Annotated in this window: 13 protein-coding genes; 8 read left to right on the forward strand and 5 right to left on the reverse strand. The window is 69.9% G+C overall.

The annotated features are described in order from the left end of the window. Positions 1 to 119: 119 nt before the first annotated feature. Positions 120 to 1,028: an Lrp/AsnC family transcriptional regulator gene (locus DW298_RS10225; protein ID WP_240745098.1), complete on the reverse strand. Its 909-nt coding sequence runs from the start codon at positions 1,026 to 1,028 to the stop codon at positions 120 to 122. Positions 1,029 to 1,238: 210 nt separating this feature from the next. Between DW298_RS10225 and DW298_RS10230 the strand changes: the two genes are divergently transcribed. The 4 genes from DW298_RS10230 to speB are packed head-to-tail and all read left to right on the forward strand — an operon-like array spanning position 1,239 to position 6,930. Next, positions 1,239 to 2,576: an MFS transporter gene (locus DW298_RS10230; RefSeq protein ID WP_136042374.1), complete on the forward strand. Its 1,338-nt coding sequence runs from the start codon at positions 1,239 to 1,241 to the stop codon at positions 2,574 to 2,576. 52 nt (positions 2,577 to 2,628) lie between these two features. Next, positions 2,629 to 4,296 (forward strand): amidohydrolase, encoded by a 1,668-nt coding sequence (locus DW298_RS10235; RefSeq protein WP_136042375.1) that lies wholly within the window; start codon positions 2,629 to 2,631, stop codon positions 4,294 to 4,296. Between the two features lie 10 nt (positions 4,297 to 4,306). Further along, positions 4,307 to 5,923, forward strand: a complete 1,617-nt coding sequence (locus tag DW298_RS10240; protein ID WP_136042376.1) for a thiamine pyrophosphate-dependent enzyme — start codon at positions 4,307 to 4,309, stop codon at positions 5,921 to 5,923. 59 nt (positions 5,924 to 5,982) lie between these two features. Further along, positions 5,983 to 6,930, forward strand: a complete 948-nt coding sequence (gene speB, locus DW298_RS10245) for an agmatinase (protein WP_136042377.1) — start codon at positions 5,983 to 5,985, stop codon at positions 6,928 to 6,930. 131 nt (positions 6,931 to 7,061) lie between these two features. On the opposite strand, the gene DW298_RS10250 is transcribed toward speB, so the two are convergent. Beyond that, positions 7,062 to 7,937, reverse strand: a complete 876-nt coding sequence (locus DW298_RS10250; protein ID WP_136042378.1) for an RIO1 family regulatory kinase/ATPase — start codon at positions 7,935 to 7,937, stop codon at positions 7,062 to 7,064. A gap of 287 nt (positions 7,938 to 8,224) precedes the next feature. Between DW298_RS10250 and DW298_RS10255 the strand changes: the two genes are divergently transcribed. Then, on the forward strand, positions 8,225 to 9,421 hold the full coding sequence (locus DW298_RS10255; RefSeq protein WP_136042379.1) for an MFS transporter: 1,197 nt from the start codon (positions 8,225 to 8,227) through the stop codon (positions 9,419 to 9,421). A 210-nt stretch (positions 9,422 to 9,631) separates the two neighbouring features. On the opposite strand, the gene DW298_RS10260 is transcribed toward DW298_RS10255, so the two are convergent. After that, complete coding sequence (locus DW298_RS10260; protein ID WP_136042380.1) at positions 9,632 to 10,549, reverse strand: AraC family transcriptional regulator; 918 nt, start codon at positions 10,547 to 10,549, stop codon at positions 9,632 to 9,634. A gap of 153 nt (positions 10,550 to 10,702) precedes the next feature. On the opposite strand from DW298_RS10260, the gene DW298_RS10265 reads away from it, so the two are divergent. Continuing rightward, positions 10,703 to 11,164, forward strand: a complete 462-nt coding sequence (locus DW298_RS10265) for a DUF3817 domain-containing protein (protein ID WP_136042381.1) — start codon at positions 10,703 to 10,705, stop codon at positions 11,162 to 11,164. A 27-nt stretch (positions 11,165 to 11,191) separates the two neighbouring features. Here DW298_RS10265 and DW298_RS10270 read toward each other — a convergent pair whose 3' ends face one another. Both DW298_RS10270 and DW298_RS10275 read right to left on the reverse strand, forming a co-directional pair. After that, positions 11,192 to 11,854, reverse strand: coding sequence for a hypothetical protein (locus DW298_RS10270; RefSeq protein ID WP_136042382.1), 663 nt, complete (start codon positions 11,852 to 11,854; stop codon positions 11,192 to 11,194). A 19-nt stretch (positions 11,855 to 11,873) separates the two neighbouring features. Beyond that, complete coding sequence (locus DW298_RS10275) at positions 11,874 to 12,674, reverse strand: MerR family transcriptional regulator (protein ID WP_136042383.1); 801 nt, start codon at positions 12,672 to 12,674, stop codon at positions 11,874 to 11,876. A gap of 97 nt (positions 12,675 to 12,771) precedes the next feature. Between DW298_RS10275 and DW298_RS10280 the strand changes: the two genes are divergently transcribed. Both DW298_RS10280 and DW298_RS10285 read left to right on the forward strand, forming a co-directional pair. Then, on the forward strand, positions 12,772 to 13,521 hold the full coding sequence (locus DW298_RS10280; RefSeq protein WP_136042384.1) for a phosphotransferase: 750 nt from the start codon (positions 12,772 to 12,774) through the stop codon (positions 13,519 to 13,521). An 89-nt stretch (positions 13,522 to 13,610) separates the two neighbouring features. Next, positions 13,611 to 14,924, forward strand: a complete 1,314-nt coding sequence (locus DW298_RS10285; protein ID WP_136042385.1) for an HNH endonuclease signature motif containing protein — start codon at positions 13,611 to 13,613, stop codon at positions 14,922 to 14,924. The last annotated feature ends 80 nt before the right edge of the window (positions 14,925 to 15,004 follow it).

Consider the following 15,004-nt stretch of genomic DNA (forward strand, 5'->3'; position numbering starts at 1 on the left):
CGGTGACGACGCGCCGCACGCATATGCCGCTCTCTCCCGCTTCCGGTCGCACTTGGTGACGCCCGCGCGTCCGGAAGGCGGCGCGAACTGCGACCGCAAGCACGCGCGAGAGACCCAGCTCAGTCCGTGCGCAGCGGCCGAAGCGTGCGGGCGTAGTCCTCCTTGAGCACGGCGAGGTGCAGCCAGGCCTCTATGCGCGTCACCCCGGGCAGCGCGCGCAGGCGCTCGAGGCTCGCGTACAGCGCCCCGGCGGAGGGCTCGACCAGCGTGGCCACGGCGTCGAACCGGCCGAGGGTGCGCGCGGCGAAGTCCACCCCTCGTCCGCGCCGCAGCTCGTCGATCACGGCATCGTCGTCGTCGCCGAGGGTCATGCCCACGCCCATCGACAGCTGCCGGTGGGCGAGGCCGCGCGCCTCGACCGCACTGATCTTGATCACTCCGCCGTCGATCAGCCGCTGCACCCTGGTGGCGACGGCAGAGGGGGAGAGCCGCACCTCCTCGCCCAGCGCGCGGAAGCTCTTGCGCCCGTCAGTCTGCAGCTGCTCGATCAGGGCCTCGTCGATCGCGTCGAGCGTGACGCCGCCGTGGTACTCGGAGACGAAGAACCCCTTGATCACGGTCGAGTAGATGATGGTGCTGATGTCGAGCACGCCGTCGATCGCGCGGATGAGAGCCAGCAGGTCGTGCAGCTCCGACATCGACCCGACGCGCACCTCGGTGACCACATCGTGCGCGCCGCCGACCGCCGACACCAGCACGGTCTCGCTCATGTCGCGCAGGTGCTCGGCGACGAGCTCGACCGCGCCGTCGGTGCGGATGGAGACGTGGGCGAGCACATGCTGCCCGAGGAACACGGGATCGACGGCGGCCACGACCCGTACCGTCCGGTCGGCGAGCATCGTGCGCAGTCGTGCTGCGACGGCGGCCCGGGACTGCCCGAGTCGCTGGGCGAGGGAGAGGATGCTGGCGCGACCGTCTTCCTGCAGCGCACGGATCAGTTCGGCGTCGAAATCCATGGTTCCGCCCATTTCCTCAGTTTCCCGCGATCGCACGCTTCGCCGCGCGCATGTTCAGTGTAAGAGGGGGCGAGGCCGTGGGGAAGGCACGCATTGCACGAAACGACGATCAGATACTCAGTGAATACTCGTTCTCGCTGGAGTTCTGCCCTTGCCGGCGGCTCCACGCAGCCGTAGCATCCTTCGCTATCCGACATCTTCCGCAAAGGAGCGGGCACCCTCATGACCACTACCCCCACCAGCGGCACGCACAGCCGGGCACGCCGTGCCGGCATCGCCGCCTTCGTCGGCACCACCATCGAGTGGTACGACTTCTACGTCTACGCGACCGCCGCGGCGCTCGTCTTCGGTCCGCTGTTCTTCCCGAGCGGCGACCGGCTGGCCGAGACCGCAGCGGCCTTCGCGACCTTCGCGGTCGCCTTCCTCGTCCGCCCCCTCGGCGGCATCATCTTCGGCCACATCGGCGACAAGCTCGGCCGGCGCACGTCGCTCGTCATCACGCTGCTGATGATGGGAGCGGCCACGGTGCTCGTCGGCTGCCTTCCGACCTACGAGAACATCGGCATCCTCGCCCCGATCCTCCTGATCCTGCTCCGCGCGGTGCAGGGCCTCGCGGTCGGCGGCGAATGGGGCGGCGCGGTGCTCATGAGCGTCGAGCACGCTCCCGAGAAGTCGAAGACCTTCTACGGCGGTTTCACGCAGCTCGGCAACCCGGCCGGTGCGCTGCTGGCTTCCGGCATCTTCGCGATCATGACCCGCATGGGCGACGACTTCATCATGAACGGCGGCTGGCGCATCCCGTTCCTGCTGTCGATCGTGCTGGTCGGCGTCGGCTTCTGGGTGCGCTACCGCGTCGAGGAGACCCCGGTCTTCGAGGCGAAGGTCGAGGGCCGCAAGCAGTCGATGCCCCTGGCGTTCGCGCTGCGCACCAACTGGCGTCCGATCCTCCTCGGCATCGGCATCCTGCCGATCTCGACCGGTGGCTACTACCTGGCCACCACCTTCGCCACGGCCTATGCCACCGGCGACACGGTCGCGATCAGCGAGCAGGTCATCCTCGACGCCATGACGATCGCCTCCTTCGTGGAGTTCGTCGTGACCCTCCCGGTCGCCTGGCTGGGCGACAAGTGGGGTCGGAAGAACGTCATGTACATCGGCCTGATCACCTCGGTGCTCACGTTCGTGCCGTTCCTGCTGATCCTGCCCGGACGCGTCGAGCCGCTCATCTTCCTGTTCGCCTCGCTGGTGCGCATCGCGATGAGTGCGACGTATGCCCCGATCGCCGCGCTGCTCTCGCAGATGTTCCGTCCGCAGGCCCGCTACACGTCGATCGCGCTTTCCTACGGCGTGGGCGCGGCGGTCTGGGCAGGGTTCTCGCCCTGGTTCGCGACGCAGCTCATCGCCTGGACCGGCAGCATCTGGTCGGTCATCGCGATGTTCATCGGCATGGCCGTCATCGCCGGCATCTGCACGCGTCTCGCGCCGCAGCACTCCGACGAGGCTCCCGTCACCGGATCCTTCACGGCCCGCACCGACACGACGGCGAACCGGCTGCCCTGACCGCGACCGCTCCTTCACCACCCGCACTCGACACGACCGCGAACAGGCTGCCATGAGAAAGCTCACCCCCTTCGACCGCTCTGCTCAGACGACACCCGTCCTGCTGACCGCGCACGCGATCCACACGGCGGATGCCGCGGCCACCACGGCCACGGCGATGCTGACCAACCGCGGGCGGATCCTCGCGATCGGCACCCCCGTCGAGTGCGAGGATGCGGCCGAACGGGGTGGGCTCTCTCCGGAACGCATCGACCTGGGGGACGCGGTCGTCGTCCCCGGCTTCGTCGACGCCCACGCGCATCCGCTCATGTTCGGGCAGATGATGAGCTGGGTCGACTGCGGGCCGGAGAAGGCGGGCAGCATCCCCGAGATCGTGGCGCTGCTGAAGGCGGCGGCGGCCGAGCTCCCCGAGGGTCGCCCGGTGCGCGGCTACGGCTACGAGCAGCGCAACCTCGCCGAGAAGCGGCACCCCACCCGCTTCGAGCTCGACGAGGTGTCGGCCGACCGCGAGGTGTACCTCATGAACGCGTCGGGCCACGGTGGGGTCGTGAACTCCCACACGCTGGAGATCAACGGCGTCGACCGCGACACCCCGAATCCCGAGGGCGGCGAGTTCTTCCGCGACGCGGACGGCGAGCTGACCGGTGAACTGTCGGATGCGGCGTGCAACATCCTCACCGGTGTGCACGGCGTGAAGATCGGTCACCACGGTCCGAACTTCCACCTGGCGGATGAGCCGGAGGAGCACCTGCGCCAGCTGGATGCCGCGACGCAGCGCTTCCTCGCCGGCGGCGTCACCTCGATCGGCGACTGCCAGGTCACCCGTCGCGAGTTCGACATGTACCTGCGACTCGCCGAGGCCGGTCGCCTGGAACTGCGCGTGTCGATGTACCTGCTGTCGCACCTGCTCGACGAGGCGCTCGAGATGGGTCTGGTCGGCCAGTTCGGCAACGCGCACCTCAGCTTCGCCGGCATCAAGTTCTACGCTGACGGCACGCTCGGCGGCTGGACCGCGTACTTCCCCGACGGCTACGTGGGCGACCCCTGCCGCACCGGTCAGCTGTACCACGAGCCGGCCGAGTACGCCGGGCTCATCCGCAAGGCGCACGCCGCGGGGCTGCAGACCGCGACGCACGCGCAGTCGCCCACCGCGATCGAGATGGTCGTGTCGGCGATCGAGGCCGCGCTCGCCGAGCATCCGGATGCCGACGCCCGCCACCGCATCGAGCACTGCGGCCTGCCGACGCCCGAGCAGATCGAGCGGATGGCCGTCGCCGGCATCCGTCCGGTCAACCAGACCCAGCACTACTTCAACTGGGGCGAGGGCGTGGAGGAGGCCATCGGCACGCCGGGCGAGCGCTTCAATCCGCTGGGCGAGTTCGAGCGTGCGGGCGTGCCGTTCACGATCTCGTCGGATGCTCCCGTCGCCGAGCCGATCCCGCTCGAGGCCATCCAGACCGCGGTCACCCGCGTCACCCGCCGTGGACACAAGCTCGGCCCCGACGACCTGCGGGTCTCCGCGCTCGCCGCCCTCCGCGCCCACACGATCGAGGGTGCCGTGTCGATCGGCCGCGAAGACGACCTGGGTTCGCTCGAGGTCGGCAAGTACGCCGACTTCGCGGTGCTCTCGGGTGACCCGCTGGCTGTTCCCGCCGAGGAGATCTCGGCGATCACCGTGCGCGAGACCTGGGTCGACGGCACGCGCCGTCACCGGGTGTGAGGATGACACGATGAGCAACGACACCACCCCGGCCGAGCAGTACGCCGACACCGCCGGACGCGCCGTGCTGGAGACGATCCGCGCCTATGGCGTGACCGCGATCTTCGGCATCCCCGGCACGCACAACCTCGAGCTCTACCGGCCGCTCGCCGACCTCGGCATCCGTGCGGTGACGAACCGTCACGAACAGGGATCCGGCTACGGCGCCGACGGCTGGGCGCAGCAGACCGGCCTCCCCGGAGTGGTCATCACGACCTCGGGCCCTGGCCTCCAGAACGCCATGAGCGCGATCGGCACGGCGTTCTGCGAGTCGCGGCCGCTCATCGTGCTGTCCCCGGGAGTGCCGCTCGGGGCGGAGTTCGCCGACGTCGGCACCCTGCACGAGACGAAGGACGCCACCGCCATGGTCGGCGCGATCGCCGAGTGGTCGCGCCGCGTGACCAGCGCCGCCGAGGCGGTCGAGGCCGTGCACGACGCGTTCACGCTGTTCCGCACCGGGCGTCCACGTCCCGTGCACATCGAGATCCCGCTCGATGTGCTGGAGGCTCCGGCCGATGTTCCCGTCGAAGCGCGGCGGCCGCGTCCGATCCCCGCGCGGGTCTCCGAGGATCCGTCCGCACTCGCCGAGGCGGCACGGCTGCTGGCCGCCGCGAAGAACCCGGTGATCGTCGCCGGCGGGGGAGCGGCGGACGCTGCGCACGAGGTCACATCCCTCGCCGAGCGCCTCGGCGCCCCGGTGCTGACGACCCTGAACGGCAAGGGCGTGGTCGATGAGCGGCATCCGCTCTCGCTCGGCTCGAACCTGCGTCTCGCCGCGGCCCGGGCGGTGGCGGAAGACGCCGACGTGCTGCTCGTGGTCGGCTCGAAGCTCGGTGAGGCCGAGCTGTGGGCGCCACGACTCGAGGCCCGCGGAGCCGTGATCCGCATCGACATCTCGCCCGCGCAGCGCGACAAGAACCTCGCGGCGACCGTGGGTCTCACGGGTGACGCGGCGGCGGTCTCGGGCGCTCTTCTGGAGCTGCTCCCCGCCGAGCTCCGCCCGCCGCGCGATCTCACCGCCGACTGCGCCGCGATCGACGCCGAGATGCGCGAGACCGCCCCTGAGACGGTCGCGCTCGCCGAGATCATCGCCGACGCCCTGCCCGACGACGCGATCGTCGCGGGCGACTCCTCCCAGATCGTCTACATGGCGCTCGGCAGCGTGCTGCGGTCCGAGCATCCGCACTCCCTGCTGTACACGCCCACGTACGCGACCCTCGGCTACGGCCTTCCCGCCGCGATCGGCGCACGGGTCGCGCAGACCGAGCACCCGGTCGTGACGGTGATCGGCGACGGCGCCCTGATGTTCTGCGTGAACGAGCTGGTGACCGCGGTCGAGCAGCGCCTCGACGTCACGGTCGTGTGCGTCGACAACGGCGGCTATGCCGAGATCCGGCAGAACGAGGTCGACCGCGGCATGACCCCGATCGGCGTCGACCTCGTGCAGCCCGACTGGGCGGCTCTCGCCACGGCTTTCGGCGCGACCGGGCGTCGTGTGGAAAGGCGCGACGAGATCGGGTCGAGCATCCGCGCCGCGATCGCCGAGGGCGGCGTGCAGCTGGTGCACATCCCGCAGCACGCCCTCTGAGAACCAGCATCCGACGAATCCTCCCCGACTTGACCCTCCCCGACGAACAGGAACGAGCAATGACCGAGAACGTGGGCCCCATCGATGCGTCCGTGAACCCCCGCTACTCCGGCATCGCGACCTTCGCGCGGCTGCCGCGGATCGAAGACGTGCCGCGCGCCGACATCGCCGTCGTCGGCATCCCCTTCGACTCCGGCGTGAGCTACCGACCGGGGACGCGGTTCGGTCCGTCGCACGTGCGCGAGTCCTCGCGACTGCTGCGCCCGTACAACCCGGCGCAGGACGTGTCGCCGTTCGCGATCGCGCAGGTGGTGGATGCCGGTGATATCCCGGTCAACCCGTTCGACCTGACCGAGGCGGTCACCGAGGTCGAGCGCGCGGCGCTGGCCCTCGGCGAGCAGGTGCAGCGCATCGTCACGATCGGCGGCGACCACACGGTGGCCCTGCCGCTGCTGCGGGCGGTCGCGGCGAAGCACGGTCCGGTCGCGGTGCTGCACTTCGACGCCCACCTCGACACGTGGGACACCTACTTCGGAGCTCCGATCACGCACGGCACGCCGTTCCGCCGCGCGAGCGAGGAGGGGCTGATCGACCTCACAGCGAGCTGCCACGTCGGCACGCGCGGGCCCCTGTACTCGAAGCAGGACCTCGAGGACGACGAGCGCCTGGGCTTCTCGATCGTGTCGAGCGAGTACATCGAGGAGCACGGGGTCGAGGCCGGCATCGCCCGCATCCTGCAGCGCATCGGCGACAAGCCGCTGTACGTGTCGATCGACATCGATGTGCTCGACCCCGCCCACGCGCCCGGCACCGGCACCCCCGAGGCGGGCGGGCTGACGAGCCGCGAGCTGCTGCGGATCCTGCGGGCACTGTCCTCGCAGAACATCGTCGGCGCGGATGTGGTCGAGGTGTCGCCCGCCTACGACCATGCGCAGATGACCGGCATCGCCGCGAGCCACGTCGTGTACGAGCTCGTGACGCTGCTGGCCGCCCGCCTCGCCGCCTAGCCCACGAGACTGACCCGTCTGTTCCGGTTGCAGTTCGTGCCGCCCGACGGCCGATCCTGCGGCACCAACTGCGACCGGAACGGACAGAAGCGGCAGCAACTGCGACCGGAACGGGCACGGGCGGCCCGGCCTCACGTGTACGACGCCGCGAGCAGCTCGGCGAACAGCTCCTCGGCGTCGCAGTCGACGCGGCGGCGGGCGAACCAGTCGCAGATGTTCACGCAGTCGCGGTGCAGCAGATCGAGCCCCTGCGGGTTCGCGATGATGTCGACGATCTGCGGCAGATCGATCACACGCACCCGCCCCTCGTGCACGAGCAGGTTGTACGCCGACAGGTCGCCGTGGGCGAAGCCGGCCGCGGCGAAGATCCGCATCAGCTGGACCACCTGGGCGTAGTACTCCTGCAGTTCGTGCCGGTCGCTGCGCACCTGGGCCAGGCGGGGTGCGGCCGTGCCGTCGGCGTCGCCGAGGAACTCCATCAGCAGCTCGGTGCCGTCGACCTGCACCGGGTACGGCACCGGTGCGCCGAGCTCCCACATCCGGCACAGCGCCTCGAACTCGGCGAACGACCACTGTGCCGCGGCGACCGCGCGACCGTGCTCCGACTTCTTCGCGAGGGCTCGGGTGTCGCGGGTGTTCCGGGTGCTGCGGCCCTCGGTGTACACCGACGAGCGATGGAAGCTGCGGTGCTCCGCGCTGCGGTAGCGCTTCGCCGCCAGCAGTGTGCGCTGCGTCGGGTCGTCCGGCACTGCGCGTTCCAGCAGGAAGACGTCGGCCTCCTTGCCGGTCTTGAGGATGCCGCGCTCGGTGTCGAGCGCGCCGGCCGAGGTCACCACCCACGCCGGCCATGGCTCGGGGCCGCGCTCGGATGGGGTGATCGCCGGCCAGGTGGACCAGCGTTGCCCCTCTCCGGGATCGACGTCGGCGAAGGAGAGTTCGGTTTCGAGGGATTCGAACGATGATGCGTCGAAGGACGCGGCTTCCGAGGAAGCGAAGAGTTCAGACAAGGTGTGGCTCCGGGAGCAGGAGGCCACGCCGGGATCAGGAGCGGGTGGCCTCGAGGGGAAGGTGGTCGGCGGTGAGCGCGACAACGACGATGTTCATGTCCTCGGCTCCTTCCGCTCGGGCTTCCCGGGCTCGTCCCGGTGCGTCGTCGAGCATAGGGCGTCGGCGGTGCGCTTGTCCAGACATCCTGGCTGAACCGACGGGGAGATGAATCGCGACCCGGACGATCGGTCGGTTGCGGCGGACGACCGGTCGGGCGGCGGCATCCGGATGCTGCGAACGTGGAACCATGACCACCACAGCGCCCGTCCCCACCGTGCCGGCCACGGCCGTCACCCGCATCCGCTACGGCGGACTCATCGTGCTGATGCTGATGGGCTTCCTGCTGGTCACGGCCGAGTTCCTCCCCAACGGCGTGCTGACCGAGATGGCCGACGGCCTCGGGGTCACCCCCGGTCAGGCCGGGCAGACGGTGACGGTCACGGCACTCGTCGGCCTCGTCGTCGCGCCGACGGTCGGACTCATCTTCCCGCGCCTCGACCGGCGGTCGCTGCTGGTGTGGATGGCGCTCGCCGCGGCGGTGTCGAACCTCATCGTGGCGATCTCGCCGAACCTGATCATCGTGCTGCTGGCGCGCTTCCTGCTGGGTGCCGCGATCAGCGCCTTCTGGGCGATGTCGATCACGGTCGCCGCCCGGCTCGCGGGTCCGGAGAACCTGGGTCGCGGCGTGATGTTCACCTCGGCCGGAGTCTCGCTGGCCACGGTGGCGGGCGTGCCGCTGGGTGTGATGCTGAGCGAACTGGTCGACTGGCGGATGGTCTTCGCCCTCGCAGGCGGGTTCATGGTCGTGCTCGCGGTGGTGCTGCGGTTCGCACTGCCGTCGGTGCCGGCCGAACGCGCGTCGAGCCTGCGGCTCCTCGTCGACACCCTGCGCCGGCCGGGAATCGGGCTCGGGATGATCGGGCACGTGCTCGTCGTGCTCGGGCACTTCCTCGCCTACACCTACGTGCGTCTGGCGCTCGAGCGCATCCCCGAGGTCGATGCCTCGACGATCGTGGTGCTGCTCGCGCTGTTCGGCGTCGGCGGCCTCCTCGGCAACATCACGATCGGACTCGTCATCGACCGCACGTTCGCCTTCTTCGCGGTGTTCGCCCCGCTGGTGATCGCCGTGTCCGTGATCTCGATGATCCTGTTCTCCGGCTCGATCCTGGGCGTGGGCATCGTGGTCGTGGTGTGGGGCTTCTTCTTCTCGTCCTGGCTGATCGTCGCGAACACCTGGGTCGGACACCGGATGCCGGATCGGCTCGAGGCCGGCGGGAGCCTCGTGGTCGTGGGGTTCCAGGGGGCGATCACCCTGGCCGCGGGCGTGGGCGGACTGCTCGTCGACACCCTGAACGTCGAGCTGGTCTACGTGCTGGGTGCGTCTGCGCTGCTCGCGGGTGCCGTGCTCTTCGGGGTGTCGAACCGGGTCAGCAGTCGGGCCTGATCCGGGTGCGCGCCGATCCGCTGCCGGCGGCCCGCCGCGCCACTCTCGCTTCCTCGTGCGTGCACAACTTCGGAGATCGAGGGCGACGCGCCGGGGCGGGGGCCGCGACGGCGGCGTGTCTCGCCGTATCTCCGAAGTTGTGACGTGACGTGACGTGACGGGACGGTACGGGCCGGGGCGGACGGGACGGGGCGGACGGGCGCGACGGCGTCAGGCGGAGACGGGGATCCGGTTGGCCATCCGCCACGACGAGGGGGTCAGGCCGGTGCGGCGGCGGAACGCGCGGCTGAACCCCTCATCCGAGGCGTAGCCGAGCTCTCGGGAGATCTCCGACACGCTTCGCCCGGCGTCGAGCATCCGCTTCGCCGCATCCACCCGCACCTCGGTGACGTAGTCCGCGGGGGAGCGGCCGACCGCGTTGCGGAACCGCTCGGCGAAGGTCGACCGCGACATGGCTCCGATGCCCGCGAGGCGCTCGACCGTCCAGTCGCGGCCGGGCTCCTCGTGGATGGCGTCGACGACGCGGTCGAGGAACGGGTCGTTCGACAGAGACGGCCAGCCCGCCGGTGCGCAGCCGTTCGCCGCCCAGGCGCGGATGACCGACAGCAGCACGGTCGTCGCCATCATGCGGCAGATGACCGGGTCGCCCTGACGCGCCGGCTCCACCGTGTGGTCGACGACGCCCATGTTCAGGGCGAGGGCGGCGGCGGCCGGCTCGATGGCGTCGAAGCCGGTGACCGTCAGGAACGGCGGGAGCAGCGCGGGCAGCGGTGACGCCGCATCGGCGAGCACGATCTCGGCGATCATGAGGCTCGTGTCGCCCTGGGCTTCCAGCGCGAACGGCGTGCGGCCGAGCGTGAGGAACGCGTCGCCCGCGACGAGGAGATCGCGGCGGCTGGCCGGGTCGACCGTGAGGCGATGCGACTCCGGGTCGACGTCGAGGCGGCAGCCGTCGCCGAGCGGAGGATGCCCGTGCACACCGCCGTCGACGATGTACACGAGGGTGATGGCGCCGGTCGGGATCGGCAGCAGCGCACCGGGGGCGAGAGTCGTCCGGCGGCCGATGCCGACGCGGAGGTCGACGGCGCCGAGCACCTGCGAGATCGCGTCCGCGTCCACTGTCACCATGCCTTCGGCAACGCCTCCGCACAGCGTGATATTCCGCAGTCGAGCTCTTTCGAAACGCGAAGCGCCCCGTCGTCACGTAGGTCTCAACCATTCGGTTGATTCGACGGCGACGACCGCCGGATACGGTGGGAGGACCCCCACCCGAGGAGACCCGTGTTCCGCACCCCCGACCGCCTGTTCCGAGTTCTCGCGATCGCGGAGGCGATCACCTGGACGATCCTGATCGCCGCGATCATCGCCCGCGCCGTCGGTGCGCCCGGGGTCGTGGTGACGGTGGGCGGTGGCATCCACGGATTCGTGTTCCTCGCCTACGGGGCGACGGCGATCCTGGTCGCGCTGAACCAGCGGTGGAACCCTGGCGTCGGCGTGCTCGCGGTGGTCAGCGCCGTGGTGCCGTACGCCACGATCCCGATGGAGATCTGGCTGCATCGCACCGGGCGTCTCGATGGTGCCTGGCGGCTGGAGGCCACGGACGACCCGCGGGATCGCCGCTGGTACGACCGGCTGATGCGGTGGTTCCTGCGCCGGCCCTGGGTTCTCGCGGTGCTGCTGGCCGTCGGCATCGTGGCGCTGTACGTCATCCTGCTGCTGGTCGGTCCTCCCGGCGGCAAGTGAATCGCCTCCGAGGGGAGGGCGTGATGCTCAGCGAGCGACGACGATCGCGTTCGCCTCGTTGACGGCATCCATGATCTTCTCCGCGTCGTTGGCGGTGCAGTCCACGATCGTGTAGAGGCCGACTCCGGTCTGCGTGAACGCGCGCGCAGCCATGAGCCAGGAGCGGGAGCCCTCCACGGCGCTGACCTGACGCATCTCGACGCCGCCGGTGCCGCCCGTCATGTAGCTGAACTCGCCGGTGGTCGCGACGGGGGTGATGTCGGCCGTCGGGGTCTCCAGCAGCACGCCGAGGATGGCATCCGACGATGCGCTGTCGTCGCTTTCGACCACCGGGACATCGGTCATGTGTCCCTGCCAGAACCGCACCGTGCAGGTGCCGTCGGCCGTGCCGTACGTCCAGCCGCCGTTGCCGTCGTCGGGCGAGATCGTCTCCCACCGCTCGTCGGCGAGGAATCCGTCGCCCCACTCGATGTACGCGTCGTTCGAGAGTTCGAGGCCTTCGTCGAAGCTCAGCGTCGTTCCTCCGACCGGCGCTTCCGTCTCGCCGGTCTCCGTGCCGGGCGACGGCGCCTCGGAGGGTGACGCGACCGGGATCTGCGAGTACAGGCATCCGCTCAGCGGCAGGATCGCGAGCGTCACGATGGCGGCTGCGGTGCCGATGCGGCGGGTGGCGGAGGCGGTCCACGTCATGCCGGTCAGCCTAGCGACCTCAGCCGCGTCTGACCGGCTGCTGCAGCTCGGTGACCCAGTCCGACTGGTCATCCGACACGGCGCGCACGTAGAGCTCTCGGCACGCCCCGTCGTGCACCAGACCGCGGGCGAAGATCTCGGAGTGGATGCCGTGCCAGCTCTCGGCGATGCGGTCCATCGAACCCAGGTGGATGCCGCACACGGCCTCGTCTGCGGCGGGGAGCTCGACGATCTCGAATCCGTCGTGCGCGGGTCCGGAGTAGGTGTACCCAGCGATGACCTGCACGCCGTCGTCGAGCGTCTCGTACTGGGCGATCGGGGTGGAGAGCGAGTGCTCGTCGCCGATGATCGCGGCGACCGCGTCGAACGACGGGCCGACCACGCCGGCGACCGAGGGCTGGTCGGGGACGACCGTGCGGATCGCGGCGAGGCGGACGGCGGGGAGGGGCTTGTCGACGATCTCGATCCGGGACATATGGTTCTCTTTCTCGATGAGGTGGAGGCGCCGTTCGACGTCGACGAGTCTCCCCGCGGCGACCCGGTGCTCCAGCTCGACCTCTGCGCGGCGGATCCGCAGCAGGGAGGCGATGCGATCGGCGTCGACTCCCCGGTCGAGGATCGACGAGATGTCATCGAGTCCGAAGCCCAGCTGGCGCAGGGCGACGATCCGATGCAGCCGATCCAGTTGTGAGGGGTCGTAGGAGCGGTAGCCGCTGAACTCGTCCACGTGGGCGGGCACGAGCAGGCCAGCCGTGTCCCAGTGCCGCAGCATGCGGTGGGTCACCTGGCCGATCTGCGCGAACGCTCCGATGGACAACATGTCTCTGTTCTCCCGTCTGCCACAGTGTCAGGGTCAAGTATCGCGTTCGGGAAGGTGTGGTCGGATGCTCGTCGAGGCGCTGCGCTAACGTCGACGCGTGGACGAAGAGGTGCTGACAGGGGGGAACGCGAGCGGGACGGTGGTGCGCATCGGCGACACCGTGCGCAAAGCGTGGTCGGATGCGACCCCGAGCGTCAGCCACTTCGTCACGGCGCTGCGGGCGGCGGGAGTCGATGCTCCGGAACCGCGCGGCCGAGACGAGCATGGGCGGCAGGTCGTCGAATTCGTCCCCGGCAGGATCGCGATCGCGGGCGCTCCGCTGTCCGCGGTCGACCTGCGCCGCGTCGGCTCGATGATCCGGCGGATCCATGACGCGAGCGCTCAGTATGTGCCTCCGCAGAACGCCGTGTGGCAGACCGCGATCCCCGCTCCGGCTGCCGAGATCGTGTGCCACAACGATCTCGGCCCCTGGAACCTCGTCATCGGGGACCGATGGGTCTTCATCGACTGGGATGCGTCCGCCCCGAGCACCCGGCTCTGGGATCTCGCTTATGCAGCGCAGGCGTTCACCCTGTCCGACGTCGAGCGCGAAGCGGAGAGCGCGGCCGGCGATCTCGCGGCGATCGTCGACGGTTACGGCGCAAGCCCCGCCCTGCGGCGTGACCTGCCGCAGGCGATGGAGGAGCGGACGGCGGCGATGCTCGCGCTCCTCGAGGGTGCCCGTTCGACGGGGGAGGAGCCGTGGGCGTCGATGCACGCGAGCGGTCACGGCGACCACTGGGCGAGGGCTCTGCGGTACGTCCGGGAACATCGGCGGGTCTGGCTCCGGGCGATCGAACAGGGCTGAGCGCCTCTTTGCCGACCGCATATCGGTATTTCGTTTTCTCGCTCTGATCTGGGCCTTTGAATGTCGGTGGCCCCTGGTTGACTCGGGATATGGCAGCACTGGCAGATGCGACGGTCGAGCAGATGGAGACGCTCGGCGAGCTCACCGACATGCTCGTCGGGTTGGAGCGCACCATCAGCAGTCTGCAGGCCGCGCGCGACGGCGTTCTCGCGGTCGGTTCCCGGCTGGCGCTGCAGGTGGCCGACGAGGCGGCCCATCCCGATTTCGGCGACCTCGCGGCTCGCACGGTCGCGGCCGAGATGGCGGCGGCGCTGCGGGTCAGCGACCGCACGGTGCAGGCGCGGATGACCGACGCGGTGTGGAGAGTGGAGCGCTTCCCGCTGGTGTGGGCCGCCCAGGGAGCCGGCCGGGTCAGCGCCGCGCACGCGCGGGCGATCTGCGATGCGGCAGAGCATCTCGAAGACGCGGGGGATCGAGCGGCCTACTCCGCCGAGATGGTCCCGTTCGCCGAGTCGGAATCCCCGAACCGGGTGTCACGGCACGGGCGGCGGGTCGCGGAGCGGTTCCAGTCGCGATCGGTCGACGAGCGGCACCGGGATGCGCGGGAGAAGCGTTCGGTGTGGGTGAAAGACGTCGGCGATGGGATGTCGCAACTCGGGCTGCTCGGCCCGTCCGCACTCGTTCACGGTGTCTTCGAGCGATTGACGCAGATGGCGCAGGAGGTGAAGAAGTCGGGGTCTCAGGGGTCGGAGTCGGCGCAGGAGGCAGAGTGCGCGCAGGAACAGTCGGAAGGTGATCAGCGCACCACCGCGCAGCTCCGCGCCGACCTCGCTCTCGACCTGCTGCTCACCGGTGCACCGGACGGGCATGACACCTCCGACGGGCTCCTCGCCGCGATCCGCGGATCGGTTTCGGTCACCGTTCCGGTCACGACCCTGATGGGACAAGGTTCGATGCCGGCCGAACTCGATGGGCGCACGCCGATCGACGCCGGCACGGCGAAAGCTCTTGCGGGGGCCGCGTCCGGGTGGGATCGGATCCTCACCCACCCGATCACGGGGGTGCTCCTCGCTGTCGATCGCTATCGGCCCGGTTCCGAATTGAAACGGTATCTCCGGGCTCGGGATCAACGCTGCCGATTCCCGACCTGCGGGCACGCGGCACGCGAGTGCGATATCGACCACCATCACGACGCCGCCCGCGGCGGCCCGACCACCTCGAGAAACCTGGGCCATCTGTGTCGCCGCCACCACGTGCTCAAACACCATTCCCCGTGGGTCGTCGAGGCGCTCGGCGACGGTACCTACGCGTGGACGAGCCCGACGGGCAGGGTCTACATCGATCGACCGCAACCCCAGAACGCCGTCACGTTCGTCGAGGAACATTCCCCGGCGCCCTTCTGATCCACAGCTCGGAGCGCAGGTTCCGATCAGGCGCAGAAGGCTCCCGAGCCCGCGTTCCGCAAACTTGAGTCGACTCGTAT

Source organism: Microbacterium sp. A20 (genome assembly GCF_004794515.1).
In the GTDB taxonomy this organism is placed as follows: domain Bacteria; phylum Actinomycetota; class Actinomycetes; order Actinomycetales; family Microbacteriaceae; genus Microbacterium.

What these genes read in the sequence shown, in the direction of transcription:
- DW298_RS10225 (WP_240745098.1), bottom strand. Translation starts at nt 1,028, where the DNA reads ATGGGCGGAACCATGGATTTCGACGCCGAACTGATCCGTGCGCTGCAG.
- DW298_RS10230 (WP_136042374.1), top strand. Translation starts at nt 1,239, where the DNA reads ATGACCACTACCCCCACCAGCGGCACGCACAGCCGGGCACGCCGTGCC.
- DW298_RS10235 (WP_136042375.1), top strand. Translation starts at nt 2,629, where the DNA reads ATGAGAAAGCTCACCCCCTTCGACCGCTCTGCTCAGACGACACCCGTC.
- DW298_RS10240 (WP_136042376.1), top strand. Translation starts at nt 4,307, where the DNA reads ATGAGCAACGACACCACCCCGGCCGAGCAGTACGCCGACACCGCCGGA.
- speB (WP_136042377.1), top strand. Translation starts at nt 5,983, where the DNA reads ATGACCGAGAACGTGGGCCCCATCGATGCGTCCGTGAACCCCCGCTAC.
- DW298_RS10255 (WP_136042379.1), top strand. Translation starts at nt 8,225, where the DNA reads ATGACCACCACAGCGCCCGTCCCCACCGTGCCGGCCACGGCCGTCACC.
- DW298_RS10260 (WP_136042380.1), bottom strand. Translation starts at nt 10,549, where the DNA reads ATGGTGACAGTGGACGCGGACGCGATCTCGCAGGTGCTCGGCGCCGTC.
- DW298_RS10270 (WP_136042382.1), bottom strand. Translation starts at nt 11,854, where the DNA reads ATGACGTGGACCGCCTCCGCCACCCGCCGCATCGGCACCGCAGCCGCC.
- DW298_RS10275 (WP_136042383.1), bottom strand. Translation starts at nt 12,674, where the DNA reads ATGTTGTCCATCGGAGCGTTCGCGCAGATCGGCCAGGTGACCCACCGC.
- DW298_RS10285 (WP_136042385.1), top strand. Translation starts at nt 13,611, where the DNA reads ATGGCAGCACTGGCAGATGCGACGGTCGAGCAGATGGAGACGCTCGGC.